At 57.8% G+C, this 14,759-nt stretch carries 11 protein-coding genes and 1 pseudogene; 6 read left to right on the top strand and 6 right to left on the bottom strand.

The annotated features are described in order from the left end of the window. Positions 1-229: 229 nt before the first annotated feature. Together ACM0PB_RS04110 and ACM0PB_RS04105 are read left to right on the top strand one after the other, a co-directional pair. Positions 230-586, top strand: coding sequence for a hypothetical protein (locus tag ACM0PB_RS04110; protein WP_134955258.1), 357 nt, complete (start codon positions 230-232; stop codon positions 584-586). Positions 587-631: 45 nt separating this feature from the next. Then, the gene (locus ACM0PB_RS04105; protein ID WP_414604379.1) at positions 632-1,120 is read left to right on the top strand and encodes a cold-shock protein; all 489 of its coding nucleotides are present in this window, start codon (positions 632-634) and stop codon (positions 1,118-1,120) included. 76 nt (positions 1,121-1,196) lie between these two features. Here the strand turns inward: ACM0PB_RS04105 and ACM0PB_RS04100 are convergent, their stop codons facing one another. Beyond that, positions 1,197-2,147, bottom strand: coding sequence for an Abi family protein (locus ACM0PB_RS04100; RefSeq protein ID WP_414604378.1), 951 nt, complete (start codon positions 2,145-2,147; stop codon positions 1,197-1,199). Positions 2,148-2,547: 400 nt separating this feature from the next. Between ACM0PB_RS04100 and ACM0PB_RS04095 the strand changes: the two are divergent. Then, positions 2,548-3,453, top strand: a pseudogene (locus ACM0PB_RS04095) (YifB family Mg chelatase-like AAA ATPase); the annotation flags it as partial. A 261-nt stretch (positions 3,454-3,714) separates the two neighbouring features. On the opposite strand, the gene ACM0PB_RS04090 reads toward ACM0PB_RS04095, so the two are convergent. The 3 genes from ACM0PB_RS04090 to ACM0PB_RS04080 form a co-directional block, all read right to left on the bottom strand. After that, the gene (locus tag ACM0PB_RS04090) at positions 3,715-4,494 is read right to left on the bottom strand and encodes a hypothetical protein (protein ID WP_414604377.1); all 780 of its coding nucleotides are present in this window, start codon (positions 4,492-4,494) and stop codon (positions 3,715-3,717) included. A gap of 324 nt (positions 4,495-4,818) precedes the next feature. Further along, entirely contained in the window at positions 4,819-5,994 is a 1,176-nt protein-coding gene (locus tag ACM0PB_RS04085) for a Shedu immune nuclease family protein (protein ID WP_414604376.1), read from the bottom strand. Positions 5,995-6,613: 619 nt separating this feature from the next. Next, positions 6,614-7,915 (bottom strand): RES family NAD+ phosphorylase, encoded by a 1,302-nt coding sequence (locus ACM0PB_RS04080; protein ID WP_414604375.1) that lies wholly within the window; start codon positions 7,913-7,915, stop codon positions 6,614-6,616. 788 nt (positions 7,916-8,703) lie between these two features. Here ACM0PB_RS04080 and ACM0PB_RS04075 point away from each other — a divergent pair. Both ACM0PB_RS04075 and ACM0PB_RS04070 read left to right on the top strand, forming a co-directional pair. Further along, positions 8,704-9,456: a hypothetical protein gene (locus tag ACM0PB_RS04075; protein WP_414604374.1), complete on the top strand. Its 753-nt coding sequence runs from the start codon at positions 8,704-8,706 to the stop codon at positions 9,454-9,456. 260 nt (positions 9,457-9,716) lie between these two features. Next, the gene (locus ACM0PB_RS04070; protein ID WP_414604373.1) at positions 9,717-10,112 is read left to right on the top strand and encodes an MbcA/ParS/Xre antitoxin family protein; all 396 of its coding nucleotides are present in this window, start codon (positions 9,717-9,719) and stop codon (positions 10,110-10,112) included. Between the two features lie 69 nt (positions 10,113-10,181). Here the strand turns inward: ACM0PB_RS04070 and ACM0PB_RS04065 are convergent, their stop codons facing one another. Beyond that, complete coding sequence (locus ACM0PB_RS04065; RefSeq protein WP_414604372.1) at positions 10,182-11,195, bottom strand: hypothetical protein; 1,014 nt, start codon at positions 11,193-11,195, stop codon at positions 10,182-10,184. Between the two features lie 723 nt (positions 11,196-11,918). On the opposite strand from ACM0PB_RS04065, the gene ACM0PB_RS04060 reads away from it, so the two are divergent. Next, positions 11,919-12,923, top strand: a complete 1,005-nt coding sequence (locus ACM0PB_RS04060; protein WP_414604371.1) for a hypothetical protein — start codon at positions 11,919-11,921, stop codon at positions 12,921-12,923. Between the two features lie 166 nt (positions 12,924-13,089). Here ACM0PB_RS04060 and ACM0PB_RS04055 read toward each other — a convergent pair whose 3' ends face one another. Next, positions 13,090-14,643 (bottom strand): HNH endonuclease, encoded by a 1,554-nt coding sequence (locus tag ACM0PB_RS04055; RefSeq protein ID WP_414604370.1) that lies wholly within the window; start codon positions 14,641-14,643, stop codon positions 13,090-13,092. Positions 14,644-14,759 lie beyond the last annotated feature (116 nt).

The raw sequence follows: 14,759 nt of genomic DNA, 5'->3' as shown, positions 1-14,759 counted from the left end.
CCGTGCATCGGTGGTCGGGACTCGAAAACCCGGATTGCTAGACGTAAGTTTGCGCTTGCCAGCCGGCACCACCGCGCGTGGTGCCGGCTGGCAATCCGTCTGCCGGCTATGGCGGGCGGGGCGTGGGGGCCTCGTGCCCGCCGGCTTTGTCTAGCAACCGGTTTTCGAGCCACGCTCTGCCCGCCACCTTTATCGGTGGCGGCTTCTGCCTGCTTGCACGGAGCCCGCCATGACCACACCGCACTCCCCTCCCCCGCGCCCGATCCAGGAAGCGCCGTCACCCGCGCCTGCTCAGGACCCCAACAGCCTTATCGCCATCCTGCACGCCATCGGTGCGGGCGCTGCGGCCGACGGCCAGCCCTGGCCCGAGCGGCATCACCTGCGCAGCCGGCAGATGCAGTTGTCCGACGCCGACTGCGCACTCACCGGCCAACGCATCGTGCAGGAGATCCTGCTGGCGGCCGAGCGCACGCGCCAGAACGGCGAGCCGGAGCAGTACGTCGGCGACCGGGTGATGGAGGGACTGGTGATGGCCGATCTGGCGCTGACCGCCTTCATCCACGAGCGGATGCGCCCCAAGGACTGAGCGCGCTTATGGCGCTGACCTTTCTGCCTGTGTGCGGGGTGACGAATGAAGAAGCACGGCCTTGCCGCTGCAGCGGCGTGCATCGCGGTGATCGGCGCGATGTGGGTGGAGTGGCCCGAGCCCGCGGGCGATCAGGTGTGGGCCTACCAGAAGCTGCAGCCGGCCGATTACCGCCTGCTGCACAGTGATGCACTCGGCTTCGTGACCGCGAAGGCACTCGAGGGCTTTGAACTGCACACGCGCCATGCCGGGGCGACATCCTTCGAGATCCGATGCAAGGGCGTGCTGGTGATGGAGGTGAAGAACGCGCCCTCGCGCGTGCTGATCCGCATGCCCGCCGATGCACGCTGGCGGGCGCCGGACATCGAACGTCTGCGCATCAGCTTCGAGCGGTGGCTGGATCTGCACCAGAGCCGGGGAAGGTTGTTGGTGGAAAGTGCGGGGCCTTCGTGGGTTGAGGCGCGGTTTGGGCGCTTCAATGGGGCGATGCCTGATGAGCAGCGGTGTCTACCTGGGGCGCCGCACCGCGATTGACGAGAATCCCCCCGACCGGCCATCCATAACACGAAGCCACCGAAAGCTCTCCCGACAGCCAAGGCGACTCCTGGTCTCACCCGCGCCACAGGCGGTGCCCCTGCCATCCTGCCGCAGCCCCGAGGCTCTTCACTCGAACTTCGGTCGTCAGGCCAGCCGAGAGATGGGTATCGACACGTTCACGCCAATCCCTGAAATCAGCGGTCGTCGCTTCCAGAAGTCTGCGAAGCAGGAGCAACAGAAAGAAGCAACGATTCGGTGCGTATGGCGCCTCGCGCTCAGACCATCCTGCCGACCGTGGGCGAACTGCCGAAACACCGAGCTCCTTGTTCCATAACCTACTGTGGTGTGCAACGACGTTTCGCGCCACGCTGGTGACATGCAGCCAGTTTGCGAAGACTGGCGCGGCCAGCAGCATCTCACCCGCAACAGCCTTCTGTTCTCTGGAGTGCAGCGCTTTGTAGAAGCGAGAAAGCGAGCCGAGCGACATGACTTCTGTCGCCATCCAGATCGGTACTCTGGGGAATGCGGGTGAGGCGTACTTGTCCTTGTAGTGCCGAATAAACGCCTCCTTGGAGCGCGTCACTTCGCTTTCGACGCCGCCGAACCAATCCGCATACTCCTGCCCGGTGAATGCCAGATTGCGCGGCTCCAAGTGGCCGAAGGCGCCATAGGCATGGGCAAAGTTGTACGTGAGCACGGTCCGCGTTGCGACCTCGATATGGCCAACGGCCTCCATTACCAGGTCTCGAAGGGCCCTATCGAATTCATAGAGACTGACCGCTTCTTCGAATGTCGCTTGAGCTCGGAAGCTGTCGCTACCGGGCACACGCTGTGTGTAGAGATAGCCCATGAGGCGGTAGTAGCCAACACGCTGCAGATAGCGTTTGGCATTGGCGGCGTCGCCGATGGCCAGCCCGCGCTGCTGGAGGAGATCCAACTGCTCCTGAATCGACAGGGGTGGTTTGCGGTAGTGAGTCATCCTGACTCCAATCAGCAGGCAAAAAAAACCCGCCAATTTGAGCATGTCGCGAACTAGCGCGTCAGAGGCTTGGCGGGTGTGTTGGGTGAATTTTAGCGCCCCTTTTGCTCACCTTCAAGTAAATGTGTGTAGTTCCGGTGAAATGTAAATGCCTGTACGAAAAGCACTTCATAGGGAATTTTCTTGGATTTCCGCAGTCTCGCGGGCGCGGATCCAGTGAGGTGAAAGGCCGGCCCGGGCGAGCGGCAACGGCCTATTCCCCGGCGTTGTTCCACGTCATACCGGTTGAGTTCCGACACTCGATCGCGAACACCGGCCGCTACGAAGCGCGCAGGCGCACTCCAACGGTCTGCAGGAATCCCCCTAGCCGCTTCACCAGCAATTCCCGATATCCCATGCGGAACACCTGCCGCACCATCAAGCGTCTTTCTGTAGGAATCCACACATGAGCCTGGCGCTGGTCCACAGCCGTGCCCGCGCCGGGGTCGATGCCCCGCTGGTGCGGGTGGAAGTGCATCTCTCCGGTGGCCTGCCTGCCACCCAGATTGTCGGCCTGGCCGAGACCAGCGTGCGTGAATCCCGTGAGCGCGTGCGTGCCGCCCTTCTTTGCGCGCGCTTCGACTTTCCGCAGCGACGCATCACGCTCAACCTCGCGCCCGCTGACCTGCCCAAGGAAGGCGGGCGTTACGACCTGGCCATCGCGTTGGGCATTCTGGCAGCCAGTGGCCAGATCGATCCGCAGTCGCTGCTGCAATACGAGTTCCTGGGTGAGCTTGGCCTGACCGGCGAGCTGCGGCCGGTGGCGGGCGCGCTGCCCGCTGCGATTGCAGCGGCTGACGCTGGGCGCATCCTGGTGGTGCCGCCGGGCAATGCCGCAGAGGCCGCGTTGGCCGAGCACGCCGATGTACGTGTGGCGCGCACGCTGCTGGAGTGCTGCGCCGGGTTGGGCAATCCGCGCCTGTTGCCGTCCGTGGAGCGCGTGGACACGACACCGTTGCCACTGCCCGATCTGGCCGACGTGCGCGGGCAAGCGCATGCGCGGCGCGCGTTGGAAGTGGCGGCCGCCGGTGGGCACCATCTATTGCTGATCGGTAGCCCTGGCTGCGGCAAGACACTGTTGGCCTCACGCCTGCCCAGCCTGTTGCCGGACACCGAGGAAGCCGAGGCGTTGCAGCTGGCCGCGATTGCCTCAGTGAGCGGTGAGGGGCTGGATCCGCGGCGCTGGCGACAGCGTCCGTTCCGGGCGCCGCACCACAGCGCGAGTGCGGCGGCGCTGGTGGGTGGGGGCAATCCGCCCTGCCCCGGCGAGATCTCGCTGGCCCATCACGGCGTGCTGTTCCTGGATGAGCTGAAAGTTAGGTTGTCAAGCTGTCTGTAAACTTGATAGGTGTAACCGCAGAGTAAGGCACGCAAAGGTGCGGCCTACGAACCAAGAGTGCAGTACACGCCAAGACCCCGAAAGAGTCTCAGCAGTTGGAATTTGCCCCGGAATCCGATGATTCTGTTACACCTTCCTGAACGCGACCGCGAGCACCTCGCGTTTGATAACACTCCTCAGTCCAATCGAGCACGCCGTAGTTTGCCTCCGAAATTACCGGAGCCAACGAATCTCCTATAGCTTCTCAAACACTCGGTCAACACCACTCCTTTTTTCCGACTCCTTAAGAACCTTTCGCTCAACCAATCGCTGGAGCTGCATCTCGAATGCGCCATCGAGCATTTCCTCATCCAAAACTGGAGAAAGCACTGACCTACGCCCTCTTACTAGGCCATCGAACATATAGCGAAGGTCCATCTCATCAATCAGATGTCCCGCTGGAAACACATCTAAGCGACTACCCACTTCGGCGAGCATGCTCCTGCTACCCAATCGCGCAATCAACGCGGCTTCCGCGCGTTCGCGAATCCACGACCATGCAAGCAAAGCAAGAGATGTCGCGAACACATAGGTAAGAACAATCATTCCCCAGGGTGAAGCGAAGAACTGCCCCAAAAAGGGGTGCTCCGCGAGCGTAGGGGCTTGTGTAAAGAGGAAAGCGACAATTGTCGCAGCGACACCTGAGCTGATCTTTGGCGTCCGGTACCTTCGCGAAATCTCCTGTGCTGCGGTGCGCTTGAATTCGCGCTCCAAGTCTTTCGCTGACGTCCGGTGAGTTAGGACTGAGCCATTCAGCGCCTCTATCAACGCAGGCAACTGCGAGAGCGCAATGAGCTCTTGGCCGGAGGTTCGACCTTGAGATCGAAGCTGCTCCAATTCCTCGTCGATCTCCAGGTAGCGCTTTTGTGCGGCAGCAGAGACAAATTCCCCACCGTTCTTGTCCGGATGAAGGTCAGAACGCTCCTCCCTTAGTGCAGTAATCTTCTTCTCAAGCGTCAAATCACTATGAGCCACGCTATCCTCCCTCTGTTACGGACGGCTGAAGCCACCCCGGCTTCTCAGTTGACGTGGCGGACCGGTGACCCCACGACTTTCTGCATACTTGCCGAATGGCCGGGCCACTTCAATTCCTATTCATGTTACGGCGGCGGCAGCCGACCAACAAGCGCCTCATCTTCGAACTTCTAACGTTTTCGAGTTTCGATCAGTCGAGAGATCCTCTATTTGATTTCGGCCAGAAGAGGGTCCGATCTGTTCGACCACGAACGACGGCACCTACTCTCAGACTCGCAACGGCGGGCGAGACTGCGTTTCTTCGCCTTGGCAGCTCTTAAGCGCCTAGTCCGCCGATTCCACGATGAGCCTCGCGCGTTCGTAGAGTTCGTCGAAGGTCAAAATGTCGGGAGAGAACAAATGACGTCTATACAGTTCAAAGCTACGGAATTGATCCTCGTTCACACCAAATTCTCTGACGAACTCCGATAAAGAGCCACACACGATTACCGAACGAGGACGCGCCACAACCGCCTCTTCTCCGGTGGGGTTTCCGTCGTCATCCTTCATCACTAGCAAGCGCTGGAACTGGCGCTCCATTCCATCTACGGACATCAGGATCTGAGAGACGGCTCCCGTGAGCTCTTGCGACGGTTGCCACGTCCCTGCCCGATAGCTGCCCTTGGCAAGCAGCGGAGTCCGGTGATGCTTGATCTCGACCAGGCATGCAGCGCTAATCCGCCCTCGCGTCCTCAGAAGACCATCGATACGTTTTCCAGGAGTAGCAACGGTCGAACCTGCTACCACCTGCTCCAACTTCTCATTGCTGAATCCATCAGCGGACAGATGAAAAAGGCCGTACCCGAAGATCCACCGATTACGCTCGAAAAAGGCCTGCCAAGTCGCCTCCTTGCGTCCGTTGAAGCGATCAGCGGTCACCTTATCGAAGTAGGCGTCCTCGTGCAGAAGACGCTCGAATTTCGCCAACTGCTTGCGCCGGTATGCGACCGCCACTACGTCTCGCGATGTGGCCTCATTCGCTACAAGCTCACGCAGGGCATCTGGGTGCCTAGCAATCCAAGCCCTTGCCGCTGAATCCATGTCCACATCGACGTGCGCGAGCGACGCTCGATCCAAGCGCAGCTTTCCGGTGTTATTTAGCTGGACGGAGCTGACGAGCTGTGCGAACTCGACAAACTCAGCAATCTCCTGGCCGCGCAGATTAATGCCGTACTGCTCGTTCGGCCGTATGCCGTCCTTATAGATGCGGAAGCTCTGCAACGTCAGATGCCTTAGCCCCTCCTCGTCACTTGTAACAACAGCCTTGATCTGCACCTTGTCGTCATGAGTCGCCCTGATTACGATCTCATCGTCTACCGAGTCGAAGCAGGATCTCTGTCCATCATCAAAGACCCTAGTAACATAGCGAGCATCCGTATCCTTGCTAACCCCAATCTTGAATGGCCGGGAAACATATACCCTGTCACTGCGCTTTTTAGCTACGTACTCTTCGTCACTCATAAGCTCCCCCGGGGCGGCGTTATCCGAGCATACCGATACTCGGACGTTAATTTAAGCTTGCGAGCCCTTGACAAATTTCTGAGTCGGCGCAACTCGATCAAATACATGCGACTGAAGCCAGTTTATCTTCATCCCGAATTCCTCTTATGAAACAATGAGTTTCGCGCCGACGAGGCACTATTGCAGCAGCCCCCCAGAGATGCGGTGACGGATAGGATCATGAGCAATGAGTTTTCGGTTAGCGGTCCTGCTCGGCGTGTTTTCGCCCGAATCGCGGACGTCTCTAGACGAGGAGGAGCAAGCAGCCATACTTGGTCAACCTGTTGGAGTGGCCTTTCAGATCGACGACGTCTCCGGCGACATACAGACCGAGACACTGGAGAGAGTCAGCTACCTAATTGGGATATATCGTGCGCTACACGCAATTTTCCCCAATGACGATCAGGCTGACAGACGGATTCGTCGAGCTAACCAGGCTTCCCCCTTTGGCTGCCTGCCGGCGCTGGCGCTAATGTACACAGGACGAGTCTGCGACTTGGCCTCAGTGAGACAGTATTTGGACGCGCAGGGTCCATTTGACCTGCAGGCGACAATTCCATCCTGTCTTCCTGGTTATGTGTCACTTCCAGCTAAAAGCAGACTTCACATTTGGAGACTGAACTCCACATGCAGGATTCGTCGTCAAATAGCTCAGAGAGTCCACTACGTGCTCGGTCACAGCCCCTGCAAGGATGTCAACAGGGAAGCGCGATCGGCCATCCAGCGACTGGAGAGCAGACGGATCATCTTCATCAAACAATGCGTAATTCAAACCGTTCTGTCGCTGGACAGACTGGAAAACGACTCCGTCGAAGTTCTCGATCCCTCCGTATCGAATGAACTCGGTCAGGGCCTGAGTCACTACGTACCCTGTGTCGTTAGAGCGCATGGGCTTTGCAATCTCTTCATGCAAATATGACAGCAACGTCCTGTCCATAGAGCGCTGCTCGTGCTTGGGATCCAATAGGCTAAGCGGCTCGTGCCTAAGCCGATAGTCTAGCTTCGTGAAGTCAAACAGCTTCAGCGTTCTAGACGTACGGAACTGGCCAGCAACAACAGTATCGCCAATTGACGGTCGTACCTCGGCAATGCAGGTCTCAACCTCGGCAGACCCGTAGAAGACCGGCACCCCAGCAGCGCTCATTCGGTTATTTGCCGCAATACTTCGCGGGGCGGCACCCAGTTCCTTCGCAGGACAATCTCGGAACAGACTCGTCTGATTTTCATCGCGGGATACCCGAGAACGATAGATTGGCGTTCCTTCCGGCAGGATTTGCATGACAGCTGCGACGTCCGGCGCCTCGAGCGTGGTAGCCGTCATAGCCTCATTCAGAAGACGAGTGAAGAATTCACGTGCTTTGTCGTTGAAGAACCGACGACCGTGAACCAGATCGCGAGCAACGTGGTCCCAATCACTCACCACATACCAGCGCTCATGATCCTCCGAGTCGAAAGGACTCTGCATCCTCCTGTAGCTCTGCCCCGGAAAGTAAAAGGACTCTTCGTCGAGCGAGTCGCCGGACTCTTCGCCAGACTCCTCATCCTCTAGAACAGAAGAAACCGCTTCATTCACAGCCTGACTTTCACAACCGATAGCGCGTGAGACGATCTGCGACAAGCTTAGCTCGTAGCCTGGATAGAGCCCGATGTCCAGCTCGTAGTGCTGCTGAAGGGCGCCACGAATGCGCTCTGCGATCTCATAAATCGAGGCCCCACTCTGCCCGTGCATGCCGCATCCACAGCAGCGAAACTGCAGGCTATTGGACGTACAGATCTCTCTTATGAATTCATCCTTCAGACAAGATGAGCATGCCCAGTCGGGTGCTGAGGTCATGATGTCCAGCAAAGGCTGGCCACGATCTTGGAAAGACAACTGGCGCATAGACCCTCCTGGATACTGAGGTAATTCTAACTCCGCCCGGAGTGCATAGAGATCGTCGGTGATTGCATCTTCGGCCCCTAGCTGTGGCACGGATCACCATCGCGCGCCAACTGTCTCCGGTGAACGCATGCCAAGATGCGATCCTGCTGCAAAAGGACGACAGTTGACGCGGCTTAAGGGGTAACTTCACCTTGTCTAGCGCTACCGGCATATCAGCTTTGAAGTCGATCCAAGGGTTGGTGCCAAGCAGGTTGGCATGCGGGACGTTTGCCTTGTAGCGCATGGTGAACTCCTTGGGCCCATGACCTTAAGCGACCACCAGACCTTGCTTCGGATCCATGACGCTGGGCGGGGATGAGGCTAACGAACACTGCATCCCTGGCCTCTCCGTTGACAGTTGCCAAGCTGAGCTACGGATGCGCGTTGTTCTCCGAGGGGGCAACGAGCATCACCAGCGGCAAGGCCGGTCAATCGCCCACCCTGTCCACGCCGCACCAGCGCGGCACTCCAGTCCTTCGCCGTGGTGACAGGCGAGTGGCCATCACCTGCGGAAGGTCCTGCACGATACTCGGGATTCGATCCCGCAGCGCCGAGAAGCTCAGCGGCGCCGCGAAGAGCCTACGCAGATCGCCCCCGGGAGCCGGGGCAAATCAGCCTTGCGATAGCGCCTCATGCGCGCCCTTGATGATGCGTCTATGCCCCCCCGGGATCCCAAGCGGGAGGCCTTTGGCAAGCGCCCCCCCCCCCCTGGGGCCGGGCTAGGCTCCAGTCGACAGGACGCATTTCGTATGAAGATGCTAGAACACCCATTGACAATAATTTCCTATAGTGAAATTATCTCACTACCGGAATCCCCGGCCATGACAAAAAGGAAATTTATGAACACCTGCGTTAAGCAGGAAGCGCGTGGTGACACCATGCGGAGGTGGCGAACATTGTTGGGCTGGAGTTCTGCCGACACAGCTCGCCGTCTGTCTATTACGACACGAACTCTCAGTAGCGATGAGAGTGGAGGTATGGTGCCGGAGAGCCGCTGGCGGCTGTTCTTGCTCGAAGTTGCCCAAGAGCTCCGCTATGGCCCGGACTCCGGTGGCTTAGTGATCATCAACGCCAGTGATGGCTTTACCTTGATCGACGTCGTTTCCTACAACAACTTTGCTGGCTTTGCTATCGCAGCGGACCGCAAACGTGCGATGGTGGCTTCGTACATAGTGGACCGCAATGGCGAACACGGTCTGCACCGGCAAGAGTTCTTATTGGCTGCCAACCCGCATGCGCCCGTCATTCTGGAGCGGTGGGAACAGCGAAGAATGGCTGAAGCCGGTGACACCGAGGAAATGCACATGCGCCGGTGGATAACAAGAAGGTCACTGGAAACGCATCTGAACAACCCCGACATTTCGGACTTGAAGCAAAGGGCAGAAGGCGTGCGTAAACGCCTTCGGGAGGCAAAGCCCGGCACGGATGAGTACGAGAAGCTGTTTGATGAAAATGAGTCGGTCGTGGCAGAAATGATTCAGGCCATGTCGCAAAGGAGATAGCCATAGTCATCGCACAAGAAGGCCGGGCCCCGAAATCCATCGATTTCGGGGCCTTTTTTTGAGTGGATCCGCATTCCCATGCCAGGCCACGCCGCTGTAGTGGGCCTACTTACTGATCGGCCATAGGTAGACGGTTGAGTGCGCCCGGCCAAGGGACCGTCACTCGCCGGCCACCCTCCTTCCGACCATACAGAGGCCGCCCCGGTCATCCTGTCCAGAACGGGAGTAGCATGCTTGTTATGCCCCCGTTGCCCGATGCCATGAGCAAGTCGCTCGGTAATGATGATCTCCGCCTTGCGGCGCCAGCTCTGCGCGCATTCACACGCATTGCCAGCGCTTGGTCTCTGACCGCCCACGAGCAGTCGGCAATCCTGGGAAGGCCCGTCGACGTAGCTTGCTCCCAACTGGAGGCAGGGGCGACGGACAGCGACTGGCCTGAGACGCTCCAGAGAATCAGCTTCGTTCTCGGCATCTATGCCGCACTACAAACGCTTTTTCCCGACCAGCAGCAAGCAGACGGCTGGATACGCCGCCCAAATGCAGGGGCACCCTTCAAGGGTGAGCCAGCGTTGGCGCTCATGTGCACCGGCGAGCTCGGCGACTTGGAGATCGTTCGTGAGTATCTGGACGGCCAAGGGATGTATCAGCCGTCATAGATCGAGCCTGACGCGACGTTCTTACGATGTTCGGCAGTCAGCCACTGCACGAAACGACTGCCGCATAAGTCAGACAGTTAGGATGGATAATATCTGTCGAGTCATCAGGAAACCTTCCTCCCTAGTTCGATGAAGGCTGCCGTCGCGCTCTCTCCGGTCTTGCGACACGCTTGGATGCTTGAACGCGTCAACTGACAGCGGATGTGTTGCAAAGGGATTGTGCAACACGTGCAATCCATCTAACAGATGCTCGCTATAGTCCCGCTTTCGCGCGCGTCGTACTTCGGGCATCGACGAGCTTGTCGATGCATGAAGCGTTGTGTAGACAGAGAGCTGGCCCGGGGAGTCGGCCAGAGCCCGCACCTTTCCCAAGCCAGCGACAGCGCTATAGACAACTGCCGAGATTTCTTTGCAGACATCCGAGCAGAAGAGCCCAACGGGAACATCGACGCCAGGTCGCTTCGATACAGCGACAATCTCCCGCTCGATCACCGTTGACAAGCCCTCCGCCATAGTCCGCTCTTCATCAATGTGACGTCCATAAAGAGCAGCCTGGATAGGCCGGTCGTACTCCAAAAAGGCAAGAGGGCGATCAAACGGAGCGAGCGCCAGAACAAAAGGGCGATCTTTCACGTGGTCCAGCGTAGAGTAATGCTGACGGTAGCGCTTTAGCTTGGAGCTGATGGCATTGCATGCTCGCAGCGTTGCTTCCCGATTGAACTCGTTCAAGTCGGCTGGGATCTCGGGGACACCGGTGCCACTGGCTGGCGCACCACCCAGTGGAGGCGCTGCGATCGTGGCCTCCATGGTGAAGCAGCTAGGGTTTGTGACGAGGAAGTCCGGTGCGTGGTGAGTAAAGTCTATCCCCAGCCGGAGCTCCTTCAAGACAGCGTGTAGGTACAGTTCCCACAAGCTAGACTCGAAGGTGGTCTGAAACTCCTTTACGAACTTCTTATCTCGATCGTGAAACCCGCTGGCCCAGGCCGAGAGTACCGCACGCTCAGCGGCCAAGTTGGGATCAAGCAAGCGCTTGAAGACCGGATGCAGATCAGATGGCTCAACCTTCAAGTCGAAGAGTTCCATGCCGCCGCCGCCCATCAATGCCCCCTGCTCGGTAAAACAACGAATGCCTGATGCCCGGGAAGTGGGAGCATTAGGCCTCCGCAATGGACCGAATGCCTTGCAGACCGCTCCCGACGATCTTACTGGAGCTTAGAACCGTTTCAATCGCCTAACAAGTGAGCTGATACGTCTCCGACACAAGTGGCGGGACGACCAGGATTTCCTCAATGCATGCCTGAAGGCCGCTCTCGGAAAGGAGCGGACCTGTAGTGACCAGCCTGACCCTGCTCCCCACTCTCGATCAAGTCTTGTGTTGCCTGTAGGTCAAGCTGCTAACACGCCTTGCGCCACTACGGTAGCAATGGACAAGTCTTGCACATCCAGTCCGGTCAGATCGACAAGAGCAGAAGCGTCGCCAGGTAGCGCTCTCTACGTAGCAAGCGCTTCGCCAAAGCTGCCAATGCGGTCCATCTCCATGTGACCCGTTGTACGCAGACCGCTCACACGTGCCCTATATCTGCACACGGCCAAGGGAGGACATGCATCAATGACTGTGGGCCGGCACAGCCAACGACGATGCCAATAGAGCTGTGAGTGAAATCATATCTACAGCAGCTGGACAGAACGCGGCATGCATTCACGGCACCACACGTATAGGTGCCACTCCCCCCTCGCACCGACTCCATTGGTAGTACGCTCGGTCGCTGATATCATCCGGCCAAACATCCGAAGGAACGGATACCAATGACAGCCCTAGTCAAACTTGCCGCTGCAGCTGAGAATGCCATCCGCGCCTGTCGTGGCGCTACAAGTCCAGTGCACGGCTCGGGGGAAGTAGCCGAAGTAGCGCGGCTGGTACTACAGCTACCCCAGGAGCTCACGCGCGAGTGGTCGAAGCATCTGAGTACGGGCGAGCTGGATGTGATTGGGGTGTTCTCGCATAAGGCACCGAAGACTTCATGGACCGGCAAGCTGGATCAAAAAACGTATCAACCCGAACTTTGCGATTTACTCCTAGTATTTGATATCGAGGATGGTGGATCTCGCACTAAACGGGCCTTGATGATTCAAGCTAAGGTCGCGGACCCCAAAATGGAACTAGGGGGGTTCATCATCGCGAAAGATGGTGAAGATGTTCAGCGCTATCTGTACGTCCATCTACCACCCTTCACGCTAACTGGTCTAAATCCGATTCCTGGTTCTTTCGATATCAAGCCATCGACTGATGGAACCTGCTTGGGAAGCAGGTACGCCGGCATCAAAGTAGGCTCCTCTGCGCCAAACTCAGGCTGGTGGCTTGAGAAAACACAACCTACTGCACCAGCAAATCCCAAGGCGATGTCTGACTACGCAGGCAAATACGACGCCGAAATCCCTCTGGGCCAAGCACTCTATGAGATGTTGACAGGGAGTCTTGGCGCCGAGCTTACACCAAGCAGCGAGTGGGAGCGCCTTGTACAACATTTGTTGGACGTTGCGACGAAGCGAGACCATTTGGGCAAGTCCCCGCCGGACGTCAAGGCTTCAGCCGCTGGGAATAAATTGTCTCATTTGTCTAAATCCTCCATCGCTTTATACGACGCACGACATTTTTTTGAGCACAAGGCTTGTACAGGATATGAATTCCTAGATTTTGTGAACAGCGCCCCGCCTGATCGCGGCGGAACACCGGATCTCTCAGAAGAGATGCATCCTGGCTTTGGCATCGTCTATGTTCGCTTGATATCCCCCGTCTGGCACGATGATTGATCTTTGCTACGGCGACTGATCCAGGCTGAAACCCGCTAGTGACAGCCCCAAGCGCCGACCAACGGACGTTGCGCCAATCCATTACCAGCACAACGTCCGCTTCCGGCCGACATCTGACACTCGCTACGCAGCAAGTGGAACTGACGCTCGCCCGTCACCTAGACTTTCAATCAAACTCCTCCGCTCTATATCGGAGGACAGTGCCATTGCCTTCGCAGGTCCCGCAATCGCCGCTGTACTCGTCGCTGTAGTCGATTTGACCACTACCGTCGCACGAGGGGCAATCCACGTCGTCATACCGCCTCAATTCGATCCGGTCAGCATCGCCTCTCGGCATCTGGCATTCGCCTTGACACGCCAGGCACTCTTCCGACCGCCATCGCCCTTTGCCTTTGCACAGCGGACAGTCAACCCAGTCATACTCCCTCAGATCAATCCGATCAGCGATGTGTCTAGGCATCTTGCATTCGCCGCGGCACGCAGGGCAATCATTACTTCCCAATTGCCCATCGCCATTGCAGACATGACATTCAACTTCTTCATGCGCACTCACATCAACCCGATCCGCCACGCGCTTAGGCATCCTGCAATCGCCGCGACACTCGGGACAATCATCCCCCTTCCATTGTCCTTTGCCTTTGCACAAAGGACAGTCAACTTCGTCGAAATCTGCTAAGTCCACAGGGTCCGCGAAGCGCCTCTCCATCTTCCGGTCACCATGGCAAACCGGGCAGTCTTCTCCCTCGTACAGACCCTTTCCCTTGCAGAGCGGACATTTGACAAGCGTGTAAGGCTCAAGGTCAATGTTGTCAGCCCATGCGGAATCGACTTGCTGTTCCCCGTAGCAAACTGGGCAATCTGACTCGCCATGAGTGCCGCGCCCCCCACAGAGCGGGCAATCAACAAACCCTGCAGCCGCACGGAATTCCTCGTCATCCGCCAATGCCGCAGCAGAGGTCAATCGAGCATTCAACGTGGAACTCCGAACAGATCGCTCGAGCTTCTCCCAAAGTTCTTCAGGAGTGCTGGTGTCTTTCTGACTGCCGCGCTTCCGCTGGCCCTCAGCGGTGCTCGCCCTCAACCTCTCTACCGCATCGTCTGCGAGTTTATTGTAGGAGTCCAACTGACCTTCGGTCGCTTTGCCATCAATCGCTTCAATCTCCTTCTTCAAGCGCTGACACAGCTGCGCGAGGGCGAAGCACTCCGAGATTGAGTCCGCATGTGACCCCCACTTCGTACGAGAGATATACAGCAGCGTCTTCTTAAAGCCAGCGACGAACTCCCGCACACCTGCAGCAGGCCCTAGGACACCCGTCTTATCAAACTTGGTATGGTGGTTTGCGCACAGATTAATAAGGTTATGGGGATGGTTGCACTTGCCTAATGCCACAGGTTCAATGTGCGCGATCTCGCAAGTGTCCTGGTGAGAGTGACAGACCGCGCACTGGAGGAAGGTCTCTCTTTTCACCTCATCCTTAATCGCTTTAGGGATGTGCGGGCGCTTTCCAGGGTCAGAAGGCCATGGCTTGCGCAAGTACTCATCAAACTCGAGGAGTTCCTTACGCGAGTAGGTGAGGTGATTACCCACCTTCTTCACGGGCAGCTTCTTGGTCTCTCCCTTTTTAGCCGCACTTTTGGTGAATGATTGCAACAGCTCAGGAGACATTTGAACCAAGGCGGCGGCTGCGAACTCTTCAATATCGTCATCTTTCGTCGTCACCTTCTTTCGGCCTCGCTATCTAGTGGTGTACGCAGGTAATTTGTTAGTCAATGCTACAGCAGGCATCGACTCTCACCCCCGCTTACGCGATATGAAAGAGCCGTTTCATTCGGTGC

Source organism: Stenotrophomonas sp. AR029, from assembly GCF_047520695.2.
Lineage (GTDB): Bacteria > Pseudomonadota > Gammaproteobacteria > Xanthomonadales > Xanthomonadaceae > Stenotrophomonas > Stenotrophomonas sepilia.
The sequence above is the reverse complement of the archived record's forward strand: the minus strand, read 5'-3'. Positions and strand labels throughout refer to the sequence as shown.

What these genes read in the sequence shown, in the direction of transcription:
- ACM0PB_RS04110 (WP_134955258.1), top strand. Translation starts at nt 230, where the DNA reads ATGACCACACCGCACTCCCCTCCCCCGCGCCCGATCCAGGAAGCGCCG.
- ACM0PB_RS04070 (WP_414604373.1), top strand. Translation starts at nt 9,717, where the DNA reads ATGAGCAAGTCGCTCGGTAATGATGATCTCCGCCTTGCGGCGCCAGCT.
- ACM0PB_RS04085 (WP_414604376.1), bottom strand. Translation starts at nt 5,994, where the DNA reads ATGAGTGACGAAGAGTACGTAGCTAAAAAGCGCAGTGACAGGGTATAT.
- ACM0PB_RS04105 (WP_414604379.1), top strand. Translation starts at nt 632, where the DNA reads ATGAAGAAGCACGGCCTTGCCGCTGCAGCGGCGTGCATCGCGGTGATC.
- ACM0PB_RS04080 (WP_414604375.1), bottom strand. Translation starts at nt 7,915, where the DNA reads ATGCGCCAGTTGTCTTTCCAAGATCGTGGCCAGCCTTTGCTGGACATC.
- ACM0PB_RS04065 (WP_414604372.1), bottom strand. Translation starts at nt 11,195, where the DNA reads ATGGAACTCTTCGACTTGAAGGTTGAGCCATCTGATCTGCATCCGGTC.
- ACM0PB_RS04075 (WP_414604374.1), top strand. Translation starts at nt 8,704, where the DNA reads ATGAAGATGCTAGAACACCCATTGACAATAATTTCCTATAGTGAAATT.
- ACM0PB_RS04100 (WP_414604378.1), bottom strand. Translation starts at nt 2,147, where the DNA reads ATGCTCAAATTGGCGGGTTTTTTTTGCCTGCTGATTGGAGTCAGGATG.
- ACM0PB_RS04060 (WP_414604371.1), top strand. Translation starts at nt 11,919, where the DNA reads ATGACAGCCCTAGTCAAACTTGCCGCTGCAGCTGAGAATGCCATCCGC.